Origin of the sequence: Nonomuraea sp. NPDC048892 (assembly GCF_040649735.1) — a bacterium.
GTDB classification, from domain to species: domain Bacteria; phylum Actinomycetota; class Actinomycetes; order Streptosporangiales; family Streptosporangiaceae; genus Nonomuraea; species Nonomuraea maheshkhaliensis.
In genome coordinates this window covers 263,555-289,752 of sequence record NZ_JBEZFZ010000005.1, presented here as the reverse complement: position 1 = coordinate 289,752, position 26,198 = coordinate 263,555, and the positions used below count along the sequence as shown (strand labels likewise).

Below are 26,198 nucleotides of genomic sequence, written 5' to 3'. Positions count from 1 at the left end.
TCTCAGGCGCTAGTCTTGCCGCTGTGCCTGTATACGCCTCCTATGGCAGCAACATGGACCCGGAGCAGATGGCCATGCGTGCCCCGCACTCACCGATCCGCGGTGTGGGCTGGCTGCCGGGCTGGCGGCTGACGTTCGGAGGCATGGACCTCAAGTGGGAGGGCGCGGTCGCCACGATCGTCGAAGACCCCGACGAGCACGTCTTCGTGGTCCTCTACGACGTGCCCGACTGGGAGGAGCAGTCGCTCGACCAGTGGGAGGGCGCGGTGCGCGGCGCCTACCACAAGGTCCGGCTGCGGGTGCAGACCCTCGACGGCGAGGTCGTGGCCTGGTTCTACGTGCTCGACGGCTACGAGGGCGGCCTGCCCTCGGCCCGCTATCTGGGCAGCCTGGCCGAGGCGGCCGAGCGGGCGGGCGCCCCCGACGACTACGTCAAGGAGCTGCGGGAGCGCCCCTGCACCTCGTTCGGCTAGCGGGTCCGGCTAGTGCCGTCCGGCTAGTGAGTCCGGCTAACGCAGCGGCTCGTCCTTGGTCTCCCTGAGCACGAAGATGTAGACCAGCGTGGAGACGAGCGCCAGCGCCGACATGTACCACGGGAAGAGGCCCGGGTTCTCCGCCTCCTGCAGCGCCGTGCCGATCAGCGGCGCGGTGCCGCCGAAGAGCGCGACGGTCAGCGAGTACGGGAACCCCGCGCCGGCCGCCCGCACCCGCGTCGGGAAGAGCTCGGAGTTGACCGCGGCCGAGATCGCGGTGAAGCACCCGAGGAAGACCATGCCGACGAGCTGCACGACCAGCAGGCTCCAGTAGGCGTCGGTGAGCAGGCCGAGCAGCGGCACGGGCAGGATGACGAAGCCGAGCCCGAAGGTGATCAGCAACGGCCTGCGCCCCACCCGGTCCGACAGCATGCCCAGCAGCGGCTGCAGGATCATGAAGAAGACCAGCGAGATCGTGCCGATCTGGAGCGACTCGGCCTTGTCGAAGTCCACCGTGATCTGCGCGTACGTGGGCAGGAAGCTGGTCCAGGTGTAGTAGGCCACCGTGCCGGCGATCGTGATGCCCACGATCGTCGCCGCCGACCTCGGGTGCAGCCGGAGGAACTCGAACAGCTTGGGCCGGGTGGCCTCGCCGCGCTGGATCTCCTCCGCCACGGCCGAGGTCTCGTCGGCGCCCTTGCGGATCCACAGGCCCACCAGGCTCAGCACCGCGCCCACGACGAACGGCACGCGCCAGCCCCAGGAGTCCATGTCGGCCTCGATCAGACTCGTGGCCAGCAGCGCGGCCAGTCCTGAGGCGATGAGCTGGCCGATGGTGGTGCTCACGTACTGGAAACTCGAGAACAGGCCGCGGCGGCCGGGCGGTGCCGACTCCACCAGGAAGGTGGTCGCGGCGGCGAACTCGCCGCCCACCGACAGGCCCTGGATCAGCCGGGCGAGGGTGAGGATGACCGGCGCCAGCAGGCCGACGGCCGCGTAGGTGGGGGTCAGGCCGACCAGCAGGGAGCCCGCGCCCATCAGCACGATCGTGAACGTCATGGCCGACTTGCGGCCGTACCTGTCGGCGAACGCGCCGACCAGCAGGCCGCCCAGGGGGCGCATGAAGAAGCCCACCGCGAAGACGGCGAACGAGCTGAGCAGCGGGACGAGGCTGTTGTCCGCGGCCTTGGGGAAGACCTGGTCGGAGAAGTAGACGGCGAGGAAGGTGTACGCGTACCAGTCGTACCATTCGACGACGTTGCCGATGCTGGCCGCCATGAGCTGCCGAACGCGGCTCTTGGGGATTCCGAGTGGGGAGTGCGCCACGGGGGAGGTCGCCACGAAGGGCTCCTTTGCTGACAAGTGCGGTAATGGCTTACTCTGCATTCGGGCGACCGAAACAGTCAAATAATTACCCCAACTTTTACAAACCCGACACAGGGACGGGCATCCGTGGACGTTCTCGACCGACGGCTCGTGGCCGCGCTGCAAGTCAGCCCCCGGGCCTCGTGGGGTGAGATCGGCCGGGCCGTGGGCGAGCACGAGCGCACGGTCGCCCGGCGGCTGCAGCGGCTCATCGCCGAAGGCTTCGTCCGCGTCACGGCCATCTACGACGACCTGCGCACCGGCCACGGCCGGCCCGTGCACCTGCACGTCCAGGTGCGGCCCGGCACCGCCACGCAGGTGGCCAAGGCGCTGGCCGAGCGCCCCGACACCCGTTCCGTCTACTCCCTCACCGGCGCCGCCGACCTCGGCTGCGAGCTGGTCTCCCCCTCCCGCGAGGCACTGCACCGCATCCTGTCGGCCCAGGTGTCGGAGATCGACGGCGTCCTGCAGACCCAGACCCAGGTCGTCCTGCACACGTTCAGGACCGTCGCCGAGTGGCACGCGCCCTTCCTGACCGAGCGGGAGGTGGCCGAACTGCGGCCGGCCCCGCCGCCCGAGTGCCTGCCCGACGAGGAGGGCCTGTCACCCCTGGAGCAGGAGATCGCCGAGCTCCTCGCCGCCGACGGCCGGATCGCCTTCACCGCGGTCGCCGAGCGGCTCGACATCTCCGTACCCACCGCGCGCCGCCGGGTCACCTCGCTGATCGAGCGGCGGCTGCTGCTGCCGCGCGCCGAGGTCGAGCCCGCCCTGCTCGGCCTGGAGGTGGAGGCCATGCTCTGGCTCAAGGTCCGCCCCCACGGCCTCGACCTGGTCGGCCAGCGGCTGGCGGCGCACCCCGACGTCCGTTACTGTGCCGCCACGACGGGCACCCATTCCCTCATCGTGCAGGTCGTGGCGGCCCACGAGGCGGCCCTCTACCGTTTCATGACCGGCGTCGTCGGCCGGCACGACGAGATCACCGACGTCGACCTCACCCTCATCACCCGGGCGCACAAACGCGGCCACCTGCACAAGTCCGGACTGCTCACGCTGGATCACCGTTGGGAGACAACGCCATGACACCCGCCGAACTCGAAGTCGCCGACCTCTGCGCCGAGCTGATCCGCGTCGACAGCAGCAACTACGGGGACGGCAGCGGCCCCGGCGAACGGGCCGCGGCCGAGGTCGTCATGGCCAGGCTGGCCGAGGCCGGCATCGAGTCCACCTACATCGAGAGCGAGCCGGGCCGCGGCAACGTGATCACCCGCGTCGAGGGCACCGACCCGTCGCTGCCCGCCCTGCTCGTCCACGGCCACCTCGACGTCGTCCCGGCCAACGCCGCCGACTGGTCGGTCGACCCGTTCGCGGGCGAGGTGCGCGACGGCTACATCTGGGGCCGCGGCGCCGTGGACATGAAGGACATGGACGCGATGATGCTGGCCGTGCTGCGCCGGTTCAAGCGCGAAGGGCTGAGGCCGAGGCGCGACCTGGTCTTCGCCTGGGTGGCCGACGAGGAGGCCGGCGGCGTCTACGGCGCCAAATACCTCACCGCCAACCACCCCGGCCTGTTCGAGGGCGTCACCGAGGCGATCAGCGAGGTCGGCGGCTACTCGCTGGAGGTCGACCCGTCGCTGCGGCTCTACCTCATCGAGACCGCCCAGAAGGGCCTGGCCTGGATGAAGCTGATCGCCGACGGCACCGCGGGCCACGGCTCGATGCTGAACGACGACAACGCCGTCACCGAGGTCGCCAAGGCCGTGGCCAGGATCGGGGGCCACGACTGGCCGCTGACGTACACGCCGACCGTGCGCCGCTTCCTCACCGAGGTCGCCGACGCCTTCGGCCTCCCGTTCGACGAGGACGACCCCCGGCCGGTCCTCGACAAGATCGGGCCGCTGGTGCGGTTCGTCGGCGCGACGCTGCGCAACACCGCCAACCCGACTCAGCTCGACGCCGGCTACAAGTCCAACGTCATCCCCGGCCAGGCCACGGCCGTGGTCGACGGGCGCTTCCTGCCGGGCTTCGAGGAGGAGTTCTTCAAGACCGTGGACGGGCTGCTCGGGCCGAAGGTGCGGCGCGAGTTCATCCACCACGACATCGCGCTGGAGACCTCGTTCGACGGCGCGCTCGTGGAGTCGATGATCGCGGCGCTGAAGGCCGAAGACCCGGCCGCCCGCGCCATCCCCTACTGCATGTCCGGCGGCACCGACAACAAGACCTTCTTCGCCGACCTGGGGGTGCGCGGATTCGGCTTCGTGCCGCTGCGGCTGCCCGCCGACATGGACTTCGCCTCCATGTTCCACGGCGTGGACGAGCGCGTGCCGGTGGACGCCCTGCAGTTCGGGGTGCGGGTCCTGGACAGGCTGCTCCTAAACTACTGAAGGTGAGCAAAGACCCGTACACCCTGGCCGGCGAGGCCGCCGCGGCACTGCGTGCCGCGAGCGGCCTCGACTCCTCCGACGCCGCCTTCGACGTCGCGCTCGTCATGGGCTCGGGGTGGGTGCCCGCCGCCGACGCGATCGGCGAGACGGTGCGCGAGATCCCGTTCACCGACCTGCCCGGCTTCCGCGCGCCCGCCGTGGCCGGTCACGGCGGCAAGATCCGCATTGTCCGCACCGCCGCGGGCCGGCACGCGCTGATCTTCCTCGGGCGCACCCACCTCTACGAGTCGCCGTCCGGGCTCGGGGTGGAGGCGGTCGTGCACGGCGTCCGCACGGCGGCGGCGGCCGGCGTACGCACGCTGGTGCTCACCAACGCGGCCGGCGGGCTGCGCCCCGAGACGCAGAACGTCGGCGACCCCGTCCTGATCAGCGACCACATCAACCTGACCGGGGCCAACCCGATCACCGGTACCACGTTCATCGACCTCACCGAGGTCTACTCGCGCCGCCTGCGCGCCCTCGTCCGCGAGATCGACCCGACCCTCGCCGAGGGCGTCTACGTCGCCTTCCGCGGCCCCACGTACGAGACCCCCGCCGAGATCCGCATGCTGCGCACGCTGGGCGGCGACATGATCGGCATGTCCACGGTCCTGGAGGCCATCGCCGCCCGCGAGGCGAACCTCGACGTGCTCGGCATCTCCCTGGTCACCAACCCGGGCGCGGGCCTGTCCGGCGAGCCGCTCAACCACGAGGAGGTCCTGGAGGTGGGCCGGGCCACGGCCGCCCGCATGGGCGTCCTGCTGGCCAAGGTGGTGGACCGGCTGTGAGCGTGCTGCGGCGGGCGCGGGAGTGGCTGGCCCAGGACCCCGACCCCGACACGCGTGCCGAGCTGTCCGCCCTCATCGAACGCGAGGACCTGGCCGCCCTTGACGAGCGCTTCGGCGCCAAGCTGGAGTTCGGCACGGCCGGGCTCCGCGGCGAGCTGGGCGCGGGCCCCAACCGGATGAACCGGGTCACCGTCATGCGCGCCGCGGCCGGCCTGGCCGCGGTCCTGGGTCCTGGCAGGCACGTGGTCATCGGCTACGACGCCAGGCACAAGTCCGACGTGTTCGCCCGCGACACGGCGGCGGTGCTGACGGGCGCCGGCCTGCGCGCCTCGCTGCTGCCCCGCCCGCTGCCGACGCCCGTGCTGGCCTTCGCCGTCCGCCACCTCGGGGCCGACGCCGGGGTGACGGTCACCGCCAGCCACAACCCGCCGCGCGACAACGGCTACAAGGTCTACTGGGGCGACGGCTCCCAGATCGTGCCCCCGCTCGACGCGGAGATCTCCGCCGCCATCGACGCGGTCGGCCGGGTGGACGAGCTCGCTCAGGACTCCGTGTGGACGGAGCTGGGCGACGAGATAGTCGACGCCTACCTCCGGGCCGTGACCGCCCTCCCCCTGGGCGACGCCCGCGAACTGCGCGTCGCCTACACCCCGCTGCACGGGGTCGGGGCGGCCACCCTGACCGCCGCTTTCCAGGCCGCCGGCTTCGACAGCCCGGTGACCGTCGAGGAACAACGCGAGCCCGACCCCGACTTCCCCACGGTCGCCTTCCCCAACCCGGAAGAACCGGGCGCGATGGACTTGGCGATCGTGCTGGCCGCCAAGACGGAGGCCGACCTGATCGTGGCCAACGACCCCGACGCCGACCGGTGCGCGGTGGGCGTGCCGCTGCCCGGCGGCGGCGCCCGCATGCTGACCGGCGACGAGGTCGGGGGCCTGCTGGCCGAGCACGTGCTCACCCACACCACCGGCGACCGCATGGTGGCCACCACCATCGTCTCCTCCACCCTGCTCGGCAAGATCGCCCAGGCGCACGGCGTCCGGTACGGCGAGACCCTCACCGGCTTCAAGTGGATCATCAAGGCCGGCCCCGGGCTCGTCTTCGGCTACGAGGAGGCCATCGGCTACAGCGTCGGCTCCGACGCCGGCCTGCCGGTCAGGGACAAGGACGGAATCGGCGCCGCGCTGACCGTGGCCGCCATCGCCGCGGCCGCCAGACGCGACGGCCGCACCCTCCTGGACCTCCTCGACGACCAGGCCCGCCGCCACGGCCTGCACGCGACCTCGCAACTGTCGTTCCGGGTGTCCGACCTGTCGCTGATCGCCGCCGCCATGTCCCGCCTGCGCACCGACCCACCTGAGACCCTCGGCGGCCTCACGGTGAAGCGAGGTGACGACCTGGCGCGCGGCGACGGCGGCCTCCCACCGACCGACGGCCTGCGTTACCTCCTGGCGGGCGGCGCCCGCGTGGTGGTGCGCCCATCCGGCACGGAACCCAAGCTCAAGTGCTACCTGGAGGCGGTCGTCCCGGTGACCACGACCCCGGCGGAGGCCAGGGCGCGGGCGGCGGAGCAACTCGCCAGCATCCGCACGGACCTGGAGACTCGCCTGGCCCCTTAGGCCGGCCACGCAGAGAGTCTCATCCGTGAGACCTTCAGAGGCGAAGGTCTCATCGGTGAGACCAACACGGCATCGAGGGCCATCAAGTCCAGGCCTTGATACCAACTTCTCAGTTAGTCTCATTCATGAGACCAAGAGGAGCGGTGTTGGAACCTTTCATCGGCAGGCGGCGAGAGCTCGGTATCCTGCAACGCGCGCTCGAGAAGACCGGCAGACGGCAATTCGACCGGCCGGGACGTGCGCTCCTCGTCAGGGGCCGCCGCCGAGTCGGCAAGTCGAGGCTGGCGGAAGAGTTCATCCGGCGCGCGCAGGTGCCGCACGCGTACTACACGGCCACCGGGCAGACACTCGGCAAGGAGCTCAGCGTCTTCGCGGAAGAGATGCGCTCGTCCGACCTGCCCGGCGCCTCCCTTTTCGACGGCGGGCCACCCGGGTCATGGCATGACGCGCTCTCCCTCCTGGCCCGCGCCCTTCCTGACGACGCTCCCAGCATCGTCGTCCTGGACGAGCTTCCGTACCTGATCAAGGCGGACCCCAGCCTGGAGGGCGTGCTGCAGAAGCTCTTCGACAAGGCGTTCTCGAGACGGCCGGTCCTGCTGCTCCTCATCGGCTCGGACCTGTCCATGATGGAGACGATCAACACCTATGGCCGCCCCTTCTACCAGCGGGCGGCCGACTTCGTGGTCCACCCCCTCGGACCGTACGACATCGCTCAGGCCCTCGAACTCGGTCCAGCCGACGCGTTCGACGCACACCTGGTCTCGGGCGGGCTTCCGATGATCTGCGAAGAGTGGCCCAAGGGCGCCTCGGTCATGACCTATCTGGAGCAGGCGCTCGATGATCCGTTGTCGGCGCTGATCGTCAGCGGAGAACGTGCGCTCGCCGCCGAACTCCCTCCGGAGGCTCACGCTCAGCAGGTCCTCAGCGTCATCGGGTCAGGACAACGCACACATTCCAACATCGCTGCCGCCACCCAGGAGATCCCCCGCGCGACGATGAACCGAGCCCTGCAGCTCCTCCTGGAAAAGCGCTTGATCGCCATAGATCGTCCTCTGTCCACCCGCCCCTCCAGGGATACGCGCTACCGCGTGATCGACTCCCACCTGCGGTTCTGGCTTCCGTTCGTCAGGCCGCATCTGACCGACGTGGAACGCGGCCGGGGAGACAAGCTCCTGGACCGGATCCGCCGTTCCTGGACCTCGTGGAGGGGCATGGCCGTCGAGCCGCTGATCCACGAGTCGCTTCGCCGTATGGACGACCTGCCTGAGCGAACGGGAGCGATCGGCGGCTACTGGACCAGGACCAACGATCCCGAAATCGACATCGTCGGAGCCGACAGGGAACCCGTCGCGAAGGCGATCACCATGGTCGGCTCGGTGAAGTGGCTCGAGAACCGGCCCTTCGACCACCACGACCTGAGCGAACTCATCGTTCACCGCTCCAGGATGCCTGGAACGGACACCTCCACGCCCCTGTACGCCGTCTCCCGCAGTGGCTGCAGCGTGGCCGGCGTCACCCACATCACCCCGGAGCAACTGCTGGACGCGTGGCGATGAAGATCGTGGCAATCTGGCCGCGTGGAGACGTACGAGATCTTCCTGTCGCGGGCCCTGCCCGATCCCCGCGTGCTGGGCCTGGTGCTGAGCGGGTCGCAGGCCCGTGAAGGCACCGCCACCGCGCACTCCGACCACGACGTCTACCTGATCGCCGCCGACGGAGCCCCGTTCGAGCCGCGCAGGGACGCGCTCGTGGACCTGGTGGTGATGACGCTCGGCGAGTTCCGCGCCCACGCCCTGCCCGGCTCCGGCACCGAGTGGAATCGGTACGCCTTCACCCACGCCCAGGTGCTCAAGGACACCGGCGGCATCGCCTCCCTGGTCGCCGCCAAGGGCACGCTCACCCCGGACGAGGCGTTCGCCATCGGGCGCGAGGCGCTGGGCGCGTTCCTCAACAGCGTGTACCGGTGCATGAAGAACGCCCGCGACGGCAATCGTCTCGGCGTCCTGCTGGACGGCTCGGAGGCGGTGCCGGCCTTCCTGAGCCACCTGTTCGCGCTGCACGGGCGGGTGCGGCCGTACAACAAGTACCTGGAGTGGGAGCTGCGCCATCACCCCCTGGACGGATGGCCCGCCGGGGACCTGCTGCCACGCCTGGAGTCCGCCCTGTCCCCCGACGCCCCGGCGGCCCTCCGGGGGCTGCTGAACGACCTCGAACCCCATGCCCGCGCCGCCGGCCACGGCCCCGAACTGGACTCCTGGGGCGATGACCTGCCGTTCATGCGCGGCACGAGCTAACGTTCTCTGGGTAGCAACCAAATTTGGTTGTACCAAAGTTGGGACGACCAAATTTGGGTGTATCGAGGGGAGGGACTCGGGTAGACGGGTTCATCGGGCGGCGGCGTGAGCTGGCCCAGCTCAGCCGCTATTTCAGCCGAGTGCGGACAGGCGATCTTCCAGGCCGCGCCATCCTCATGCGCGGCAGACGCCGCGTGGGCAAGACGCGCCTCGCCGAGGAGTTCATCCGGCGAAGCGGTGTGCCGAGCCTCTTCTTCGCCGCCGACCAGCAGCCGCCGGCCGTGCAGCTCGAACGCTTCATCGCCGATGTGGCCGCCTCGGACCTGCCCGACGCCTCCCAGTTCGACGGTGTCACACCCACGTCCTGGGACAGTGCCCTGCGGCTGATGGCTCAGGCCGTCCCGCAGGACTCACCGAGCATCGTCGTCATCGACGAGCTCCCTTACCTGATCCAGCAGGACCCCTACCTCGAAAGCACCCTGCAGCGCCTCTTCGACCGCGAGTTCTCCCGGCGGCCCATGCTGCTCATCCTGATCGGCTCCGATCTGTCCATCATGGAGGCGATCAACCAGTACGACCGTCCCTTCCACATGCGCGCGTCGGAGATGGTGGTCAACCCGCTCACCGCCGCCGATGTGGCGGACAAGCTGGGCCTGCCCGCCGCGGAGGCCGTCGACGCGCACCTGATTACCGGCGGCCTGCCGCAGATCCTGGACGAATGGCCGGCCGGCGCCTCCGTCAGAGAGTTCCTGGAGACGACCGTCCCGATGCCGGGCTCGGCCCTGACGGTGAGTGGCGTGCGGGCCATGGCGGCGGAGTTCCCGCCGGAAGCCCAGGCGAGCGTCCTGCTGCGCGCCATCGGCTCCGGGCAACGCACGTACGCGTCGATCTCCAAGGCCAGCGGCCTGCCCGGCACGTCGACGACGCGCGGTCTGCAGATCCTCCAGGAGAAGCGCATGGTGACGGCGGAGGTGCCGCTGTCCGTACGGCCGTCGCGGGAACGCCGCTACCACATCGCGGACACGCACCTGCGCTTCTGGCTCTCGTTCATCGGACCGAACCTGACCGCGATCGACCGCGACCGCGGCGACCTCGTCCTCCAGCGGATCGAACGTTCCTGGACGGCGTGGCGCGGCGCCGCGGTCGAGCCTTTCGTCCGCGAGTCGCTCCGTCGCATGGACGGACTGCCCGAGGACACCAGGGCGATCGGAGGTTACTGGACGAGGACCAACAACCCGGAGATCGACCTGATCGGAGCGGACAAAGAGCCGGTCGCCAAGAAGATCACCTTTGTCGGATCGGTGAAGTGGCTGGAGAACCGGCCCTTCGACGAGCACGATCTGCGCGAGCTCATCGCCCACCATGCGCAGGTCGAAGGAGCCGGCAGCACCACTCCGCTCTACGCCGTCTCCCGCAGCGGCTGCGACGTGGACGGCGTCGTCCACGTCGGGCCGGAGCAGTTGGTCGACGCGTGGCGGTGAGGTCCGCTTCCCGTGGCCGGGTGTCAGGTCAGGCGTAGTTGCAGGTCGATGTCCCAGTTGTTCATGTCGGGCTCCACGCGTGGGTCCGTCCGGTACAGCTCCAGGCGGCAGCCCCAGTGCTCGGCGCCGTCCTTCTCGGTCAGGTCCCACTCCAGGCCCTGCTCGCGTCCCCAGCGCAGCAGTGACTCAACGGTGCCCACGAGTTGGTCCGGGTGGCCGTGGTGGGTGGTGGTGGCGTAGCGGCCGGCGGGGAGGGTGGCGGCGTAGAGGTCGCCTTCCCACTCCATCGGGGCCGGCACGGGCACCCCGGCCGACACCTCCAGGCGGTCTGCGGCCATGTCGATGCTGTGGTAGCGCAGGAACGGCGCCCCTGCGGGGGCGGTGCTGCGCTCGGCCAGGTGGCCGATGATCTCGCCGATCCGGTCGGCGACCAGGTGGAACGTGGTCATGGTGATGGTACGGCGCACCCCGAGGTACGGGCGCGGCGGGAATTCGATGATCTGCGGCATATGTTGTTGCCTCCTTCTCTCCCTTCATACGAAGCCCGGCCTCCGAAATCATCGGTGTCCCGGAGACAGTGACACGACGTCAGAGGCAACCTATGGCGATTTCGTAGGACATGGGGTATTTTTCGGATCTAAGAGGCAACCGAACGTTCGGTAGGACATGATGATCGTAGACCTCACCGACCGCGACACCGATGCCGGCCGGCGGATCAGGACCGCGGCCGTGCTGCTGTTCGCGCGGCGGGGCTACGCGGCCACCAGCATCAGAGACCTCGGTAAGGCGGTCGGCATGACCAACGCCGGGATCTACCACCACGTGACCAGCAAGGAAGCGCTGCTGGCCGACCTCATGCGGGTCGCGCAGCGCGAGCTGATCGAGGCCACCGAGCGCATGCTGGCCCCGTACGAGCGGCCGGCCGACCGCCTCGCCCTGCTGATCAGCTCACTCACCGCCGTCCACGCCCTCACCCCCATGACCAGCCGCGTCATGGACGGCGAGCTGCGCTCCCTGACGCCCGGCTCCGCCGCCCACGCCGAGATCATCGCCCTGCGCGACGCGTACGAGGACCACTGGAAGCACGCGCTGGCCGACGGCGTCGAGCAGGGCGTCTTCCGGGTCGCCGACGAGAGGCTGACCCGGCTCGCCCTGATGTCCATGTGCACCGGCACCAGCGAGTGGTACCGCCCCGACGGGGACTCCACGCTGGAGCAGGTGTGCGCCGAGTTCGTCGCGATCGGCCTGGCCGCCGTCCGCGCCCCCGCTCAGGCCCCCGCCCAGGCCCCCGTCAATGCCCCCGTCAATGCCACTGTGACGGCCGACTTCGCCCTGCTGCCCGAGTTCCCGTGGGAGCCGCCGCATGCAAGCAACGATCCCCGACCTGATGAGGCACGCCGCTGACACGTACGGCGAGCGCGAGTTCCTCCGTTTCCCCGACCCCTCACCCGTCTCCCTGACCTTCACCGAGGCCGACGAACGATCGGATCGGCTGGCCGGAGCGCTGGCCGACAAGGGTGTGCGACCCGGCGACCGGGTGGCGATCATGCTGGACAACGTGGCCGGCTGGCCGCTGAGCTGGCTGGCCGTCCTCAAGGCGGGCGCGATCACCGTGCCGGTGAACGTCCGTTACCGGGCCGCCGACTTGGAGCACGTCCTGCGCGACTCCGGGGCCGTGGCCACGATCACCACCGCCGAGTACGCCCCGCACATCCCTGGCACAGTCCACCTCCTCCACCAACTGGATGGAACACCCCTCACTTCCCTCGATACGCCTAAAGCCGACGATGTCGCGAATTTTCAGTACACGTCGGGGACTACCGGTTTTCCCAAAGCCTGCATGCTCACCCACGCCTACTGGCTCAGGTCCGCCGCCGTCGTCGCCGAACAGGTCTCCCTGCGCGACGACGACGTCCTGATGATCGCGCAGGCGTACTCCTACATGGACCCCCAGTGGGTCACCCTCCTCGCCCTCATGGGCGGCGTCCCGCTCGTCGTGCTCCCCCGCTTCTCCGCCTCCGGCTTCTGGGCCTCGGCCAGGGAGCACGGCGCGACGCTCACGTACGTGCTGGGCACGATGCCCCTTCTCCTGCACAAGCAGCCGCCCCACCCCCTCGACCGGGCCAACCGCATGCGCGCGGTGCTCTGCTCGGGCATCCAACCGGACCTGCACCGCACGTTCGAGGAACGCTGGGGCGCGCCGTGGCGCGAGCTGTACGGCTCCACCGAGAGCGGCACCGACCTGGTGTCACCCCTCGACGACACCGGCACGGTCGGCACCGGCGCCATGGGGGTGGCGCCGCCCGGCAAGGAGGTCGAGCTGGACCCCGGCACCGGCGAGATCCTGGTCAGGGGCGTGCCCATGATGAAGGGGTACTGGAACCATCCGGACGCGACCGCCCACGCCTTCAGAGGCGGCTGGTACCACACCGGCGACCTGGGCGTCCGCGACTCCCAGGGCCGGATCAGGCACGCCGGGCGGATCAAGGACATGGTGCGCAGGGGCGGCGAGAACATCTCCTGCGCCGAGGTGGAGCACGTGCTGGCCGAGCATCCGGCCGTCGTCTCCGCCTCCCTGGTGCCCATCCCCGACGAGCTGTTCGGCGAGCTGCCCAAGGCGTTCCTCCAGCTCCGGCCGGGCCATCCGGCCACGGCCGAGACCGCCGCGAGCGTGATCGCGCACGCCAGGGAGCGGCTGGCCCGGTTCAAGATCCCGGCGTACGTGGAGTTCGTCGAGGCGTTCCCGCTGACCCCGTCGGCCCGCATCGAGAAACGCCACCTCCTCCACCCCGAGCGCGACCAGCGCGCCGCCCCCGCCATCCAGGTTCAGCCCGAACGCGACCAGCCCCCCGGGGCCCGCCGTCCAGGTCCCTCCTGCGCGCGACCAGCGCGCCACCACCCCTGCCGGCCGGCCGGACAAGGAGCAGAGATGATCGACGTGACCGTACGCGACGAGGTGGCCCTGATCACCCTCGCCCGACCGGCCAAGCTCAACGCCCTCACCGCCCCCATGCGCAGGGATCTCGCCGCCGCCGTCCGCGAGCACGGCCGCAGCGGCAGGGGCATCGTGGTCACGGGGACCGGCCGGGCCTTCTCCGCCGGCGAGGACATCGACCAGGCCGTCGGCCGGTCGCTGATCGAGGAGGTGGAGCTGTTCCACGACATGACCAGGGCCGTACTGGAGACCCGGGTGCCTGTGGTGGCGGCGGTCAACGGCCTGGCCGTGGGCGGCGCCGCCGAGTGGACGCTCTGCTTCGACGCCCGCATCGGCACGCCGGCGGCCGAGTATTTCCTGCCGGAGAACCACATCGGCCTGTCGATCTCCAACGCCTCCAGCTACCTGCTCCCGCGCCTCGTCGGCGGCCGGGCGCTGCGGCTGGTGCTCGACTCGACCAGGATGAGCGCCGAGGACGCCCTCGCCGTCGGCCTGCTGGACGAGATCGTGGCCCCGGAGGCGCTGGTGGAGACGGCCATCGCCCGCGTACGCCACTGGAGCGCCGCGGGCACGGCCACGGCGGTCCACCTCACCCTGCTCCGCCCGTCACTGGCGGAGGTCGAGCGGGCCTTCCAGGTGGAGACCGAGGCGGCCGAGCAGGTGGAGGCGTCCGGCATCGCCCAGGCCGGCATGAACGCCTTCGTCAACAGGAAACGAGCAGGCTAGGCGCCGGTCAACAGGCCGCGCGGGCCAGGCGACCGTCAACCGGCCGCGCGGGTCAGCGCTTCCGGCTAGGCGACGACGAGCGCGGCGATCACCAGCGCCACCGCGACCACCAGCACCCCGATCGCGTCGTAGGACCACGTCATCCGAGCCGGCGCCGCCTGCTCGTCGCGGCGCCTGGCCGACTCGGCGCGCTCGCGGATCTGGTCGCCCACCCAGTCGGCGTGCGTCTTGCCGGAGAACGCCTCCGCCGCCGCCTGCTCGCCCTTCGTCAGGGTCGGCTCGGTCTTGAAGCGCCCCCGCTGCGGCGCGGGGGCGCCGCGCCGCTGCGCCTTGGCCCGCTCGCGCGCGCTGCTCATCGGCGTCCACAGCCGCAACACCTGCTCCTCGCCGTGGTGCACGTTGATGGAGTGGGACACCGTGACGTCCTCGATCGAAGCCCAGGGCACGAACGTGGTGCGGAACGGGTTGCGCCCGACCAGCCCCGCCTCCGTGAGCACGGTGGCGGGGCGCAGCGCGACCGCGTAGACGAGCGCCGTCAGCGCCCCCAGCACGGCCAGCGCCACCAGCGACGCCTTGCCGCTGTAGCGGACGATCAGGTCGAAGACGTTGAAGGCCACGAACGCCAGCCACACCCATGCCAGCACGAACGCGGTCCTGGACCGGTAGGTCTGCTTCACGGCTGCCACTTCAGCTGCGCGAACCCCGGCTTGATCCGGCCGTTGATCAGCGCCAGCCGCTCGTCGAACGGGAGGAACGCCGACTTCATCGCGTTGACCGTGAACCACTGCAGATCGTCCCAGCCGTAGCCGAACGCCTCGACCAGCTTGAGAAACTCCAGCGACAGGCCGGTCGCGCTCATCAGCCGGTTGTCGGTGTTGACGGTGACGCGGAAGTGCAGCCGCCGCAGCAGCCCGATGGGGTGGTCGGCGATCGACGCGGCCGCTCCGGTCTGCAGGTTGGACGTGGGGCACATCTCCAGCGGAATGCGCTTGTCGCGAACGTACGCCGCCAGCCGCCCCAGCTTGGCCGACCCGTCCTCGGACACGGAGATGTCGTCGATGATGCGCACCCCGTGGCCGAGCCGGTCGGCGCCGCACCACTGGATGGCCTGCCAGATCGACGGCAGCCCGAACCCCTCGCCCGCGTGGATGGTGAAGTGGGCGTTCTCCCGCTGGAGGTATTCGAAGGCGTCGAGGTGGCGGGTGGGCGGGTAGCCGGCCTCGGCGCCCGCGATGTCGAAGCCCACCACGCCGCCGTCGCGGTAACGCACCGCCAGCTCGGCGATCTCCCTGGAACGCGCCTGGTGCCGCATGGCCGTCAGCAGGGTGCCGACGCGGATGCCGCGCCCTTCCGAGCCGCGCGCGAACCCGTCCAGCACCGCCTCCACGACCTGGTCGAGGCTCAGGCCCGTGGTGGTGTGCTGCTCGGGCGCGAACCGCACCTCGGCGTAGACCACGCCGTCGGCGGCCAGGTCTTCCGCGCATTCTGCGGCCACGCGCACCAGCGACTCGCGCGTCTGCATGACGCCGACCGTGTGGTCGAACGTCTCCAGGTAGCGTTCGAGCGAACCGGAGTCGGCCGCCTCCTCGAACCACTGACGCAGGTTGTCGGGATCGTGGGTGGGCAGCCGGCCGTAGTCGGTCTCCCTGGCCAGCTCGACGATCGTCTCGGCGCGGAGCCCGCCGTCGAGGTGATCGTGCAGCAACACCTTGGGAGCCCGCCGGATCTCGTCAAGCGTGGGCCTCATCAGGCCATGATATGAGCACCGCCCACCACCCGGTCAGCCCCGTGCCGGTCGGCAGGGCCCGTTCCGCGCCGGTCAGCCCCGACCGGTCCCTGCCGGCCCCGTTCCGTCAGTCTCGTCCGGCGCCGTCCGGGGAGAAGGCGGGCAGGCACACGGCGACGTACTCGGCGCCCTCGGGTCCGGCGCTGTAGCGGACCTTCTCCCCCGGCGAGGTCACCACCGACTGCCCGGCCTCGACCAGCGTCGTGCCCTCGTCGTGCGCCACGATCACCGTGCCGCGCAGCACCACCGTGTATTCGGTGAACGCCGGCGTCTGCGGCGGCTCCTCCCAGCCGGGCGGGGCGACCATGTGAGCGATCGAGATCGCCTCGTCGCCGCTGCTGACGCGACCCACGTGCTCGTCGATGAGCTTGCCGCCTGGTACGGGAATGCGGGCCGGAGCCCCGATCTTTCTGACCACCAGGTCAGTGTGCCACGTCCAGGACCAGGCGGTTCGGCGACCTCTGCTCCGTGACCTGGAACGCGGCCCGCCTGTCCAGCACCAGCCCGATCCCGACCCGGCCCTCGAAGTCGCCGGTCCTGACGACGTCGGCCAGATTGGCCAGACCGGCCGGGTAGACGGGCCCGTCGCTCCAGGTGGGCTCGCCGTTCTCGTCGTGGGCGTTCGCGGGGAAGAGCGTGAGCTGAAGGTACGCGCCACCGCGCACGCCGATCGGCTTGCCCGAGCCGTCCTGGACGAGTTCGTTCACCCATTTCACGTTGTATCCGGGCATCCCGCCCTTGAGGTCCACCACCAGCCGGTCGTAACCGTCGTGGGCGGCGAAACGCACCCCCGTCACGACGGCCGGCTCGGTGCCACTCCGATCGACGTCCACCTCGGCGGTGTTGGTCGGGACCCCGGGAGCGGCGGGGGCCGAGCCGGTCTCCGTGCTGCCGGGGGTCTGCGGCAGTGTGGCCTGCCGGACGGTGCCGCACCCGGTCAGCCCTGCGATCAACACGGCCAGGCAGGCCACCATGACGGCCGCACGGGTGCGCGGCGACCGACCGGCGGACGGGGATGACGAGCGCATGCCCGCTAAATGCCCAGCCCAGGGGCGCGCCACGCCGGGCCTCGCGCCACCGCGATCAGACCGACCCCGGCGTGCCACCGCCTCCGCCGTCAGACCGGCCGGCGCCATCGCCATGGGCAGACCGACCGGGTGCCGCCGTCAGACGGTCTCGTACACCCGGGCCTCCGGTTCGGCGGCGGGCACCGGCTTGCGGGCGCGCAGGCCGGTGGCCGAGATCACCAGGCCGACCAGCGCCAGCACCAGCGACACCACGATCGCCGCGCGCAGCGCCCCGATGGACAGGGTCTCGCCGCCCGAGGTGAGCACGGCGGTCACGACGGCCAGCACGATCGCGCCGCCCACCTGCCCCGAGGTGTTCAGCAGGCCGGAGGCCAGCCCCTGCTCGTCGTCGTGCACGCCGCTGGTGGCCTGGATGTTCAGCGAGGGGAACGACAGCGCGAAGGCGATGCCCAGCAGGACCATGCCGGGGATCACCATGCCGCCCAGGCTGGGGGTGCGGTCGATGCCGAGGAAGATCGCGTATCCGCCGGCCAGCGCGGCGGCGCCGATGACGATCAGTTTGCCGGTCCCGAACCGGTCGGCGAAGTCGCCCATCTTGGTCGAGGTGACCGCGACGAGCACGCCGGCGGGCAGGAACGCCATGGCGGTGCCGAGGGCCGACCAGCCCAGCAGGTTCTGGAAGTACTGCATGGCGACGAACTGGAACGACACGTACGAGCCCATGAGGATGAGCAGCCCCAGGTTGGCCCGCACGATGTGGCCGGAGCGCAGGATGCCCAGCCGCACCAGCGGGTGCCGCACCTTGAGCTCGGTCACCACGAACAGCGCGAGCAGCGCGGCCACGCCGGCCAGCGAGCCGATCGTGCGCAGGGAGGCCCAGCCGGCCTCGGGGGCCTGCACGACGGTGAAGACCAGCAGCAACATCGACGCGGTGATGGTCACGGCGCCGACCAGGTCGTGACCGCCTTCGGCCCGCTCCTCCCGGCCTCGCGGCAGCACCTTCAACGCGGCGACCAGCGCGATGACCGCGACCGGCACCGGCATCAGCAACGTCCACCGCCAGCCGATCTCGGTCAGCAGGCCGGACAGCACGAGACCGAGCGAGTAGCCGCTGGCCCCCGAGGCGGTGAAGAAGCTCAACGCCCGGTTACGCTCGGGCCCCTCGGCAAACGTGGTCGTGATGATCGACAACGCGGCCGGAGCCGTGAACGCGGCGGCCACACCCTTGACGAACCGGGCCACGATCAGCAGGCCGCCGTCGTCCACGATGCCACCGAGCAACGACGCCACGGCGAAGACACCCAGCGCGACCAGGAACACCCTGCGCCGCCCGAGCAGGTCGGCGGTCCTGCCCCCGAGCAGAAGAAGACCGCCGTAGCCGAGCACGTAGCCGCTGACCACCCACTGTAGGGCGGAGGTGTCAAGATCCAGGTCATGCTGGATGGCCGGCAGGGCGACGCCGACCATCGACACGTCAAGGGCGTCAAGGAATATCACTGCGCAGAGCACGGCGAGCGCGCCCCAGCGGGATGAGGTAGAGGACATGAGTCAGAACAATACATGCACGAACATCTAATGCAACTGCATTTAATGTCGTTGCATGAGATTTACGGAAGTGGTAACCTCCGCGACATGGACGAAGAGCTCGTGGTCGACACCTGGCATTACGTCCTGGGCAGGCATGCCAAGGCGATGTGCGCGCTGGAGCGGGAGCTGGGCGATCGGCACGGCCTGGGGCCCAGCGAGTTCGAGGTGCTCGACCGGATCGTCCATCACGACAGGAAGCTGCGCATCCAGGAGCTGTGCGAAGAGGTCCACCTGAGCCAGAGCGCGCTGTCGCGGGTGGTGGCCAGGCTGGAGAAGGCGTCGCTGGTCTCGCGCGGGGTGTGCGACGCGGACCGGCGCGGGGTGTACGTCTGCATCACGGACGAGGGCCGCTCCCGCCACGCCGAAGCCCTGCCGACGCAGCGGGCCGTCCTCACCGAGATCTTCGCCGACGCCCCGATCCCGGGCCTGCTGACCACCGGCCCGGTCCCCGCTCAGAGACCGAGCCGGTGATCGCGGCAGCGCCTAAGGGCCGATGATCGCGAAAGCCTGAGGACCGATGATCGCGAAAGCCTGAGGACCGTGCAGGGCTACGAGGCGGTGATGCGGTCGATGACCAGCGGCAACTGCTCCTCGCTCGCCTCCCCCACCGCATAGCCGTCCCGCAACGCCTCGACCGCCCGATCGAAACGCGACGTCTCGTCCGTGTGCAGCGTCAGCAACGGCTGCCCGGCCCGTACCAGATCCCCCGGTTTGGCATGCAGCACGACCCCGGCGCCCGCCGAGACCGGGTCCTCCTTGCGCGCCCGCCCGGCCCCGAGCCGCCAGGCGGCCAGCCCCACCGCGTACGCGTCCAACCGCGTCAGCACCCCGGATGCGGGCGCCTCCACGGTCATCGTCTCAGCCGCCCTGGGCAGCAGCGCGTCCGGGTCTCCGCCCTGAGCCGCGATCATGCGCCGCCAGGCGTCCATCGCCGAGCCGTCCTTCAGCGCCTGCTCAGGGTCCTTGCCCGAGGACACCCCTGCGGCCGCCAGCATCTCCCGCGCCAGCCGTACGGTCAGCTCGACCACGTCGGCGGGACCCCCGCCGGCCAGCACCTCGACCGACTCCTCGACCTCCAGCGCGTTGCCCACGGCTCGCCCGAGCGGCCGGTCCATCGCGGTCAGCAGCGCGACCGTGCGCACCCCGGCGTCGGTCCCGAGCGCGACCATGGTCTCGGCCAGCTCCTTGGCGTCGGCGACGTTCTTCATGAACGCGCCCGAGCCCACCTTCACGTCGAGGACGAGCGAGCCCGTGCCCTCGGCGATCTTCTTCGACATGATGGACGAGGCGATCAGCGGGATCGACTCGACGGTGCCGGTGACGTCGCGCAGGGCGTAGAGCTTCTTGTCGGCCGGGGCCAGCCCGGAGCCGGCCGCGCACACGACCGCGCCCGCCGCGCGCAGCACGCCCAGCATCTCGTCGTTGGACAGCGAGGCCCGCCAGCCGGGGATCGCCTCCATCTTGTCCAGGGTGCCGCCGGTGTGGCCGAGCCCGCGGCCCGACAACTGCGGCACGTACGCTCCGCAGGCCGCCACCAGCGGCGCCAGCGGCAGCGTGATCTTGTCGCCGACCCCGCCGGTCGAGTGCTTGTCGGCCGTGGGCCGGTCGAGCGCCGACCAGTCCATGCGCTCGCCCGAGCGGATCATGGCCTGGGTCCAGTCGGCGATCTCGCGCCGGTTCATGCCGTTCAGCAGGATCGCCATGGCCAGCGCGGACATCTGCTCGTCGGCGACGTCGCCGCGCGTGTAGGCGCCGATCACCCAGTCGATCTGCTCCGTGGTCAGCTCGCCCCGGTCACGCTTGGCGCGGATGACCTCGATGGCGTCCATCACGCGCTCCTGCTGAGGTCCTGCGGTCCGAACGCGTACGGCAGGATCTCGGCCATGCGCTTCGGCCCGTCCTCGGTCTCCAGCACCAGGTCTTCGCCGCCGAACTCGTACAGGAGCTGGCGGCAGCGCCCGCACGGCATGAGCAGCTCACCGTGGCCGTCCACGCAGGTGAAGGCCACCAGCCGGCCGCCGCCGGAGCGCTGCAGCGCCGAGACGAGGCCGCACTCGGCGCACAGGCCGAGGCCGTAGGAGGCGTTCTCGACGTTGCAGCCGGTGACGATCCTCCCGTCGTCCACCAGCGCGGCCGCCCCCACGGGGAATTTCGAGTACGGCGCGTACGCGTGCCGCATGGCCTCCCTGGCCTCGTCCCGCAGGCCGTCCCAGTCGATGTTCAATGTTGTTCCCCCCGGCGATAGCTGACGCCGTCGGCCTTGGGCATCCGCAGGCGCTGCGAGGCGACCAGGAGCACGAGCAGCGTGAGCACGTGTGGCGTGATGAAGATGAAGTCGTTGGGCAGCTGGTCGATGGTCAGCCAGAGCCAGACCAGGAAGACGGCGCCGAGCGCGGCCAGGCCCATCAGGGTGTACTGGCGCGGCCCCGGGGCGGCCAGCTCGACCGGCCGGTCGGCGGCGGTCAGGCGGCGGATCTGCAGGCCGAGGTAGACCAGCAGCAGCACCGCACCGAACAGGAAGAACGTGTTGACCGCGGGGGCGCTGCGCAGTTGCAGGCTGTTGGCGTAACCGAACAACGCGGAGCCGGCCGCGAGGCCGCCGGGCCGCCAGTTGCCGAAGATCATGGCGGCCAGGCCGATGAAGCCGCGCCCCTGTGTCTGGCCCTCGACGTACTTGTCGGAGACGAAGACCAGGAACACGCCGCCGAGGCCGGCGAAGGCGCCGGAGATGACGACGGCCGCGTACTTGATCCGGTAGACGTTGACGCCGAGCGACTCGGCCGCCCACGGGTTCTCGCCGGCCGAGCGCAGCCGCAGGCCGAAGGCGGTGTGCCAGAGCACGTAGAACGTCAGCGGCAGCAGCAGCACGGCCAGGATGACCAGCACGTTGAGGTTGTGCGTGACCCCGCGCAGGACACCGGCCAGGTCGGCGACCAGGAACCAGTGGGTGCTCTCCAACTGGCCGAGCAGGTCGGGCCCTGAGGACAGGATCGGCAGGTTGAACTCCGGCGTCTGCCCGGAGACGGCGGGCGAGGTGGTGATGCCGGCGCCCGCCTCGGCGGCCGGCGTGCCCTCCTTGTAGAGGACCTCCGACAGGAAGCGGGTGATGCCGGGGCCGAGCAGGTTGATGGCGACGCCGCTGATGATGTGGTCGACGCCGAACGAGACGGTCGCGATGGCGTGCAGCAGCCCGCCGAGCGCGCCGCCGATCAGCCCGGCGGCCAGCGCCCCCAGGGGACCCCACTGGTATCCGGCCCAGCCGGCGAACCAGGTGCCGAGCACCATCATGCCTTCGAGGCCGATGTTGACCACGCCGGCCCGTTCGGCCCACAGGCCGCCGAGACCGGCCAGCGCGATCGGCACGGCCAGCAGCAGCGCGGCGGCGACCGTGCCGGAGGAGGTGAGGTCGTCGAAGCCGGTCAGCACGCGGACCAGCGACACCACCACGATGAGCCCGGCGACGCCGATGAGCGCCAGGTGGTATTTGCGGACCCTGCTCATGCGGCCACCTCAACGGGGGTGTTCCGGCCGAGCTGCTGGGCGGCTCGCCGTTCTTCGAGTCTGAGCGCGATCCGGTTGGTCACCTCGTTGGCCACGACGACCAGCAGCACGATCGCGCCCTGGATGATCGTGACGACGGACGCGGGGATGTCGGCGAACTGCAGCGCGCCCTGGGCCCGGTCGAGGAAGGCGAACAGCAGCGCGGCGATCGCGATGCCGAGCGGCTTGTTACGGCCGAGCAGCGCCACCGCGATGCCGAGGAAGCCCAGGCCGGCGGTGAAGTTGGAGCCGAACGCGCCCCGGTCGCCGAGGATCTCGGGCAGACCGATGAGCCCGGCGATCCCGCCGGACAGCACCATGGCCGCGATGATCATCGTCTTGGGGTTGACGCCGGAGGCCAGCGCGGCGGGCCCGTTGAGCCCGCTGGCCTTGACGTTGAAGCCGAACCGCGTGCGCTCCAGCACGAGCCAGATCACCACGCCGAGCACGACGGCCACGATAAGGAAGCCCCACAGGCCGCCGTTGCGGGTAGGCGTCACCATGCCGAACCACTCGAAGACGAAGTTCAGGTCGGGGAACATGCCGGACGGCGGCAGCGGCGGGGTGGTCGTGGTGAGCTGGCCCTGCGCGCGCTCGCCCGCGAAGGGGCCGCGGACCAAATAGGCCGACACGGCGATGGCGATGTAGTTGAGCATGATCGTGGAGATGACCTCGTTCACGCCCCTGGTCACCTTCATGACGGCGGGGATGAGCGCGTACAGGCCGCCCACCGCGGCCGCGACCAGGATGATGACCCCGATCTGGACGGGGGCGGGGGCGGTGAAGGTGGAGCCCACGTACGCGGCGCAGAGGGCCGCGATGCGGTACTGGCCCTCGACGCCGATGTTGAAGAGGTTCATGCGGAAGCCGACGGCCACCGCCAGCCCGGCGATGAACAGCGGCACCGCCCGGTTGAGGAAGACGGCGACGGAGTTCGACTCCGCCGACTCGCTTCTGCCGAAGTCGAAGAAGGCGGCCAGCGCGTCGAGCGGGCTGCCGCCCGCGATGACGATGGCCACACTGCAGATCGCGATCGCCAGGACGACGGCGACGGCGGCGCCGGCGACGGTGAGCAGCGCCCGGTTGAGCCCGGCGGGCATCACGTCTCCTCAGTGCCGGCGATCGCGCCGGTCATGTAACCGCCCAGCCGTTCGGGCGTGATCTCGGAAGGGTCGAGCGCGGCCACGAGCCGGCCGCGGTAGATGACCTGGATCGAGTCGGACAGGCCGATCAGCTCGTCGAGGTCGGCGGAGATGAGCAGCACGGCCAGCCCGGCGGCGCGGGCGTCGCGCAGATGGTCCCAGATGGCGGCCTGGGCGCCGACGTCCACGCCGCGCGTGGGGTGCGCGGCGATGAGGAACGCGGGTTCGCCGCTCATCTCGCGGCCCACGATCAGCTTCTGCTGGTTGCCGCCCGACAGGGCCAGGGCCAGTGTGTCGACGCCGGGGGTGCGGACGTCGTACGCCTCGATGATGCGCTGGGTGTCGGCCTTGGAGGCGCGCCGGTCCACCCAGATGCCGTTGCGCGCGGGCTTCCTGGTCTGGTGGCCGAGCACCCGGTTCTCCCAGAGCGAGGCCTCCAGGAGCAGGCCCTGGCGGTGCCGGTCCTCCGGGATGTAGCCGATGCCGGCCTCGCGGCGGCGCAGCGTGGACCAGCCGCTGATGTCGCGCCCGTTCAGCTCGACGCGGCCGTGCGCGGCGCGGATGCCCATGATGGCCTCGATCAGCTCCGACTGCCCGTTGCCCTCGACGCCGGCGATGCCCAGGATCTCGCCCTTGCGCACCCGCAGCGAGACTTCGTCGAGCAGCAGCCGCTTGCCCTCGGCGCGCAGCCGGGCGGCGTAGTCGCCGACGGAGACGCCCTTGGGCAGGGGGTGGTGGCCGTCGGCCTCCACGGTGAGCTCGGAGACCCGCAGCGCGACCGTGTCGGTCACCGTGGACTCTCGGGTCTCGGGGGTCGGCAGCTCGCTGCCCACCATCAGCTCGGCGAGCTGGCGCGCGGTGACGTCGCCCGGATCGACGCTGGCGACGGTGGTGCCGCGGCGGATCACGGTGATGGCGTCGGCGATGCCGAGCACCTCGTCGAGCTTGTGGGAGATGAAGATGACCGTCAGACCCTCGGCCTTGAGCTCGCGCAGGTTCTGGAAGAGCTCGTCCACCTCCTGCGGCACGAGCACGGCGGTCGGCTCGTCGAGGATGAGGATGCGGGCGCCGCGATAGAGCACCTTGAGGATCTCGACCCGCTGGCGGTCACCGACGCCGAGGTCCTCGACCAGCCGGTCGGGATCGACACGCAGGCCGTGGGCGGCGGCCAGCTCGGTGATGCGCTTGCGGGCCGCGGCCGTGTCGAGCCGCCCGGCCCGTTTCGGCTCGGCGCCGAGAATGATGTTCTCCAGCACCGTGAAGTTGTCGGCGAGCATGAAGTGCTGGTGCACCATGCCGATCCCGACCTCGATGGCGTCGCTCGGCGTGCGGAAGCTGACCTCCGTGCCGTTGACCTTGATCGTCCCCTCGTCCGGCTTCTGCATGCCGTAGAGGATCTTCATCAGGGTGGACTTGCCCGCGCCGTTCTCCCCGACGATGGCGTGCACCGTGCCGGGCTGGACGGTGATGCGGATGTCGTGGTTCGCGACGACACCGGGGAAACGCTTGGTGATGCCCTCCAGCTCTACGGCGGGTCGCGCCGTGGCCAGGGTGTCAGCACTCATTTCGCCTCTCCTAGAGCGGGTGGGCGACATAGACAGAAGGCCCGAAGTTTACGGACTCCGGGCCCTCATCTGTCACTCATACCCCGGTTACGGCTTGGCCGGAACCGTGATCTTGCCGTCGACGATGTCCTTCTTGGCAGCGTCGAGCTTGTCCTTGATGTCGTCGATCTCGCCGCCGGTGGTGGACAGACCGACGCCGTCGACCTTGAGGTCGTACGTCACGTTCGAGCCGCCCTTGGCGCCGCCCTGGAAGGCCTTGATGAACTCGAAGACGCCGACGTCCACGCGCTTGAGCATCGAGGTCATGATGACCGACTGCAGGTCGGTCTCCTTGACCGTCTGGCGCTGGTCGGAGTCGACGCCGATGGCCTTCTTCTTGGCCGCGGCGGCCGCCTGGAACACGCCGAGGCCGGAGTCGCCGGAGGCGTGGTAGACGATGTCGGCGCCGTCCTGGTACATCTTCTCGGCCGCGACCTTGCCCTTGTCGGGGGCCCTGAAGCCGGAGAAGTCGCCGTCGGGGGTGAGGTAGGTGACGTCGATCTTGGCATCGGCCTTGACCGACTTCACCCCGGCCACGAAGCCGGCCTCGAACTTCTTGATCAGGTCGGACTCGACGCCGCCGACGAAGCCGACGTGGCCGCTCTCCGACTTGTTCGCCGCGGCCACGCCCGCCAGGTAGGAGCCCTGCTCCTCGGCGAACAGCAGGCCGGTCACGTTGGGCGCGTTGGAGGCGGAGTCGACGACCGCGAACTGGATGTCCGGGTATTCCTCTGCGGTCTTCTTGATGTCCTCGCCGTAGGCGAAGCCGACCCCGATGATCGGGTTGTAGCCGGCGTCCGCGAGCTGGCGCAGCAGGTCGCCGCGGTTGGAGCCGTCGGCGGACGGGCTCAGCTCCTTGATCTCGGCACCGAGGTCCGTCTTGGCCTTCTCCAGGCCGGCGTAGGCGGCGTCGTTGAAGGACTTGTCACCGCGCCCGCCGACGTCGAACGCGAGACCCACCTTGAGCGCGTCCTTCGGCGCCTCGCTGGCCGCGCCGGTCGGCTCCTGACTCGCCGTGGTGCCCCCACCATCGCCGCCACCACAGGCGGCCGCTGCCATGAGCATGACGCCGGCGACCGAGCCGAGCGCCATCCTGTTGAATCGCTTGCCGAGCAAGGCGACTCCCTTCCATTTCCCCGCCGCCGAATCTCATCGCAGGCGCGAAGAAACGTACGGCACCTGCACGGAAGATAGTTGCTTGACCAGGGCCAACCAAACCGGGACACAGGGTCGCAACCTGTCCGTTATCGACATCAGTCGCGTCCGTGACCTGTGTCGCAGTTTCGTGACACAGCAGGGGCTCGACGAAATTTTGCCCAACTTTGGTGCACGATCACCCCTTGCCCCGAACCCCCATCGTGTCAGAGATTCCCACCGACGGTGGAAACCTCATATCGGAGCCCCGCATGC

24 protein-coding genes are annotated in these 26,198 nt (G+C 70.3%); 11 read left to right on the top strand and 13 right to left on the bottom strand.

The features are described 5' to 3' along the window. The first annotated feature begins 23 nt into the window (after positions 1 to 23). Positions 24 to 473 carry a gamma-glutamylcyclotransferase gene (locus AB0C28_RS18680; protein ID WP_357847655.1) on the top strand — a complete coding sequence of 150 codons (450 nt, stop codon included), beginning with the start codon at positions 24 to 26 and terminating at the stop codon, positions 471 to 473. A 36-nt stretch (positions 474 to 509) separates the two neighbouring features. Here AB0C28_RS18680 and AB0C28_RS18675 read toward each other — a convergent pair whose 3' ends face one another. Then, the gene (locus tag AB0C28_RS18675) at positions 510 to 1,814 is read right to left on the bottom strand and encodes an MFS transporter (RefSeq protein WP_357847657.1); all 1,305 of its coding nucleotides are present in this window, start codon (positions 1,812 to 1,814) and stop codon (positions 510 to 512) included. Positions 1,815 to 1,925: 111 nt separating this feature from the next. On the opposite strand from AB0C28_RS18675, the gene AB0C28_RS18670 reads away from it, so the two are divergent. The 7 genes from AB0C28_RS18670 (at position 1,926) to AB0C28_RS18640 (ending at position 10,440) form a co-directional block, all read left to right on the top strand. Further along, complete coding sequence (locus AB0C28_RS18670; RefSeq protein ID WP_357847659.1) at positions 1,926 to 2,918, top strand: Lrp/AsnC family transcriptional regulator; 993 nt, start codon at positions 1,926 to 1,928, stop codon at positions 2,916 to 2,918. Then, the gene (locus AB0C28_RS18665; RefSeq protein WP_358075934.1) at positions 2,915 to 4,219 is read left to right on the top strand and encodes a M20/M25/M40 family metallo-hydrolase; all 1,305 of its coding nucleotides are present in this window, start codon (positions 2,915 to 2,917) and stop codon (positions 4,217 to 4,219) included. The genes AB0C28_RS18670 and AB0C28_RS18665 overlap by 4 nt, the downstream gene beginning before the upstream one ends. A gap of 2 nt (positions 4,220 to 4,221) precedes the next feature. After that, on the top strand, positions 4,222 to 5,046 hold the full coding sequence (locus AB0C28_RS18660; protein WP_357847663.1) for a purine-nucleoside phosphorylase: 825 nt from the start codon (positions 4,222 to 4,224) through the stop codon (positions 5,044 to 5,046). Then, the gene (locus AB0C28_RS18655) at positions 5,043 to 6,665 is read left to right on the top strand and encodes a phospho-sugar mutase (RefSeq protein ID WP_358075931.1); all 1,623 of its coding nucleotides are present in this window, start codon (positions 5,043 to 5,045) and stop codon (positions 6,663 to 6,665) included. The genes AB0C28_RS18660 and AB0C28_RS18655 overlap by 4 nt, the downstream gene beginning before the upstream one ends. Before the next feature lie 143 nt (positions 6,666 to 6,808). After that, the gene (locus tag AB0C28_RS18650; RefSeq protein WP_358075928.1) at positions 6,809 to 8,221 is read left to right on the top strand and encodes a DUF234 domain-containing protein; all 1,413 of its coding nucleotides are present in this window, start codon (positions 6,809 to 6,811) and stop codon (positions 8,219 to 8,221) included. Positions 8,222 to 8,242: 21 nt separating this feature from the next. After that, positions 8,243 to 8,959: a hypothetical protein gene (locus AB0C28_RS18645; RefSeq protein WP_358075925.1), complete on the top strand. Its 717-nt coding sequence runs from the start codon at positions 8,243 to 8,245 to the stop codon at positions 8,957 to 8,959. Positions 8,960 to 8,982: 23 nt separating this feature from the next. Continuing rightward, positions 8,983 to 10,440, top strand: coding sequence for a DUF234 domain-containing protein (locus tag AB0C28_RS18640; protein ID WP_358075922.1), 1,458 nt, complete (start codon positions 8,983 to 8,985; stop codon positions 10,438 to 10,440). Positions 10,441 to 10,463: 23 nt separating this feature from the next. Here AB0C28_RS18640 and AB0C28_RS18635 read toward each other — a convergent pair whose 3' ends face one another. Next, positions 10,464 to 10,949: a GyrI-like domain-containing protein gene (locus AB0C28_RS18635; RefSeq protein ID WP_357847673.1), complete on the bottom strand. Its 486-nt coding sequence runs from the start codon at positions 10,947 to 10,949 to the stop codon at positions 10,464 to 10,466. 157 nt (positions 10,950 to 11,106) lie between these two features. On the opposite strand from AB0C28_RS18635, the gene AB0C28_RS18630 reads away from it, so the two are divergent. Both AB0C28_RS18630 and AB0C28_RS18625 read left to right on the top strand, forming a co-directional pair. Continuing rightward, positions 11,107 to 11,844 (top strand): TetR/AcrR family transcriptional regulator, encoded by a 738-nt coding sequence (locus AB0C28_RS18630; protein WP_358075919.1) that lies wholly within the window; start codon positions 11,107 to 11,109, stop codon positions 11,842 to 11,844. Then, positions 11,804 to 14,101 carry an AMP-binding protein gene (locus AB0C28_RS18625; protein ID WP_358075916.1) on the top strand — a complete coding sequence of 766 codons (2,298 nt, stop codon included), beginning with the start codon at positions 11,804 to 11,806 and terminating at the stop codon, positions 14,099 to 14,101. The genes AB0C28_RS18630 and AB0C28_RS18625 overlap by 41 nt, the downstream gene beginning before the upstream one ends. 65 nt (positions 14,102 to 14,166) lie before the next feature. Here the strand turns inward: AB0C28_RS18625 and AB0C28_RS18620 are convergent, their stop codons facing one another. The 5 genes from AB0C28_RS18620 to AB0C28_RS18600 all read right to left on the bottom strand — a co-directional run bounded on the left by AB0C28_RS18620 (position 14,167) and on the right by AB0C28_RS18600 (position 18,460). After that, on the bottom strand, positions 14,167 to 14,778 hold the full coding sequence (locus tag AB0C28_RS18620) for a PH domain-containing protein (RefSeq protein ID WP_357847683.1): 612 nt from the start codon (positions 14,776 to 14,778) through the stop codon (positions 14,167 to 14,169). Continuing rightward, the gene (locus tag AB0C28_RS18615) at positions 14,775 to 15,848 is read right to left on the bottom strand and encodes an adenosine deaminase (RefSeq protein WP_357847685.1); all 1,074 of its coding nucleotides are present in this window, start codon (positions 15,846 to 15,848) and stop codon (positions 14,775 to 14,777) included. The genes AB0C28_RS18620 and AB0C28_RS18615 overlap by 4 nt, the downstream gene beginning before the upstream one ends. 106 nt (positions 15,849 to 15,954) lie before the next feature. Next, positions 15,955 to 16,305 (bottom strand): cupin, encoded by a 351-nt coding sequence (locus AB0C28_RS18610; RefSeq protein ID WP_357847687.1) that lies wholly within the window; start codon positions 16,303 to 16,305, stop codon positions 15,955 to 15,957. Positions 16,306 to 16,309: 4 nt separating this feature from the next. Further along, positions 16,310 to 16,915 carry a hypothetical protein gene (locus tag AB0C28_RS18605; protein WP_358075912.1) on the bottom strand — a complete coding sequence of 202 codons (606 nt, stop codon included), beginning with the start codon at positions 16,913 to 16,915 and terminating at the stop codon, positions 16,310 to 16,312. 138 nt (positions 16,916 to 17,053) lie between these two features. Continuing rightward, positions 17,054 to 18,460 carry an MFS transporter gene (locus tag AB0C28_RS18600; RefSeq protein ID WP_357847691.1) on the bottom strand — a complete coding sequence of 469 codons (1,407 nt, stop codon included), beginning with the start codon at positions 18,458 to 18,460 and terminating at the stop codon, positions 17,054 to 17,056. Between the two features lie 87 nt (positions 18,461 to 18,547). Here AB0C28_RS18600 and AB0C28_RS18595 point away from each other — a divergent pair, with 87 nt between their 5' ends. Beyond that, a complete protein-coding gene (locus AB0C28_RS18595) occupies positions 18,548 to 18,973 on the top strand; it encodes a MarR family transcriptional regulator (protein WP_357847693.1) in 426 nt (141 codons plus the stop codon). A 77-nt stretch (positions 18,974 to 19,050) separates the two neighbouring features. Here the strand turns inward: AB0C28_RS18595 and AB0C28_RS18590 are convergent, their stop codons facing one another. The 6 genes from AB0C28_RS18590 to AB0C28_RS18565 all read right to left on the bottom strand — a co-directional run bounded on the left by AB0C28_RS18590 (position 19,051) and on the right by AB0C28_RS18565 (position 25,904). Next, positions 19,051 to 20,331: a thymidine phosphorylase gene (locus AB0C28_RS18590; protein ID WP_358075909.1), complete on the bottom strand. Its 1,281-nt coding sequence runs from the start codon at positions 20,329 to 20,331 to the stop codon at positions 19,051 to 19,053. Beyond that, the gene (locus tag AB0C28_RS18585) at positions 20,331 to 20,726 is read right to left on the bottom strand and encodes a cytidine deaminase (RefSeq protein ID WP_346109626.1); all 396 of its coding nucleotides are present in this window, start codon (positions 20,724 to 20,726) and stop codon (positions 20,331 to 20,333) included. The genes AB0C28_RS18590 and AB0C28_RS18585 overlap by 1 nt, the downstream gene beginning before the upstream one ends. Further along, positions 20,723 to 22,003, bottom strand: a complete 1,281-nt coding sequence (locus tag AB0C28_RS18580) for an ABC transporter permease (RefSeq protein ID WP_357847698.1) — start codon at positions 22,001 to 22,003, stop codon at positions 20,723 to 20,725. Before AB0C28_RS18580 ends, AB0C28_RS18585 begins: the two co-directional genes overlap by 4 nt. Continuing rightward, a complete protein-coding gene (locus AB0C28_RS18575) occupies positions 22,000 to 23,142 on the bottom strand; it encodes an ABC transporter permease (RefSeq protein ID WP_358075906.1) in 1,143 nt (380 codons plus the stop codon). The genes AB0C28_RS18580 and AB0C28_RS18575 overlap by 4 nt, the downstream gene beginning before the upstream one ends. After that, on the bottom strand, positions 23,142 to 24,749 hold the full coding sequence (locus tag AB0C28_RS18570; protein ID WP_358075903.1) for an ABC transporter ATP-binding protein: 1,608 nt from the start codon (positions 24,747 to 24,749) through the stop codon (positions 23,142 to 23,144). Before AB0C28_RS18570 ends, AB0C28_RS18575 begins: the two co-directional genes overlap by 1 nt. Before the next feature lie 87 nt (positions 24,750 to 24,836). After that, the gene (locus AB0C28_RS18565; RefSeq protein ID WP_357847704.1) at positions 24,837 to 25,904 is read right to left on the bottom strand and encodes a BMP family ABC transporter substrate-binding protein; all 1,068 of its coding nucleotides are present in this window, start codon (positions 25,902 to 25,904) and stop codon (positions 24,837 to 24,839) included. Positions 25,905 to 26,198 lie beyond the last annotated feature (294 nt).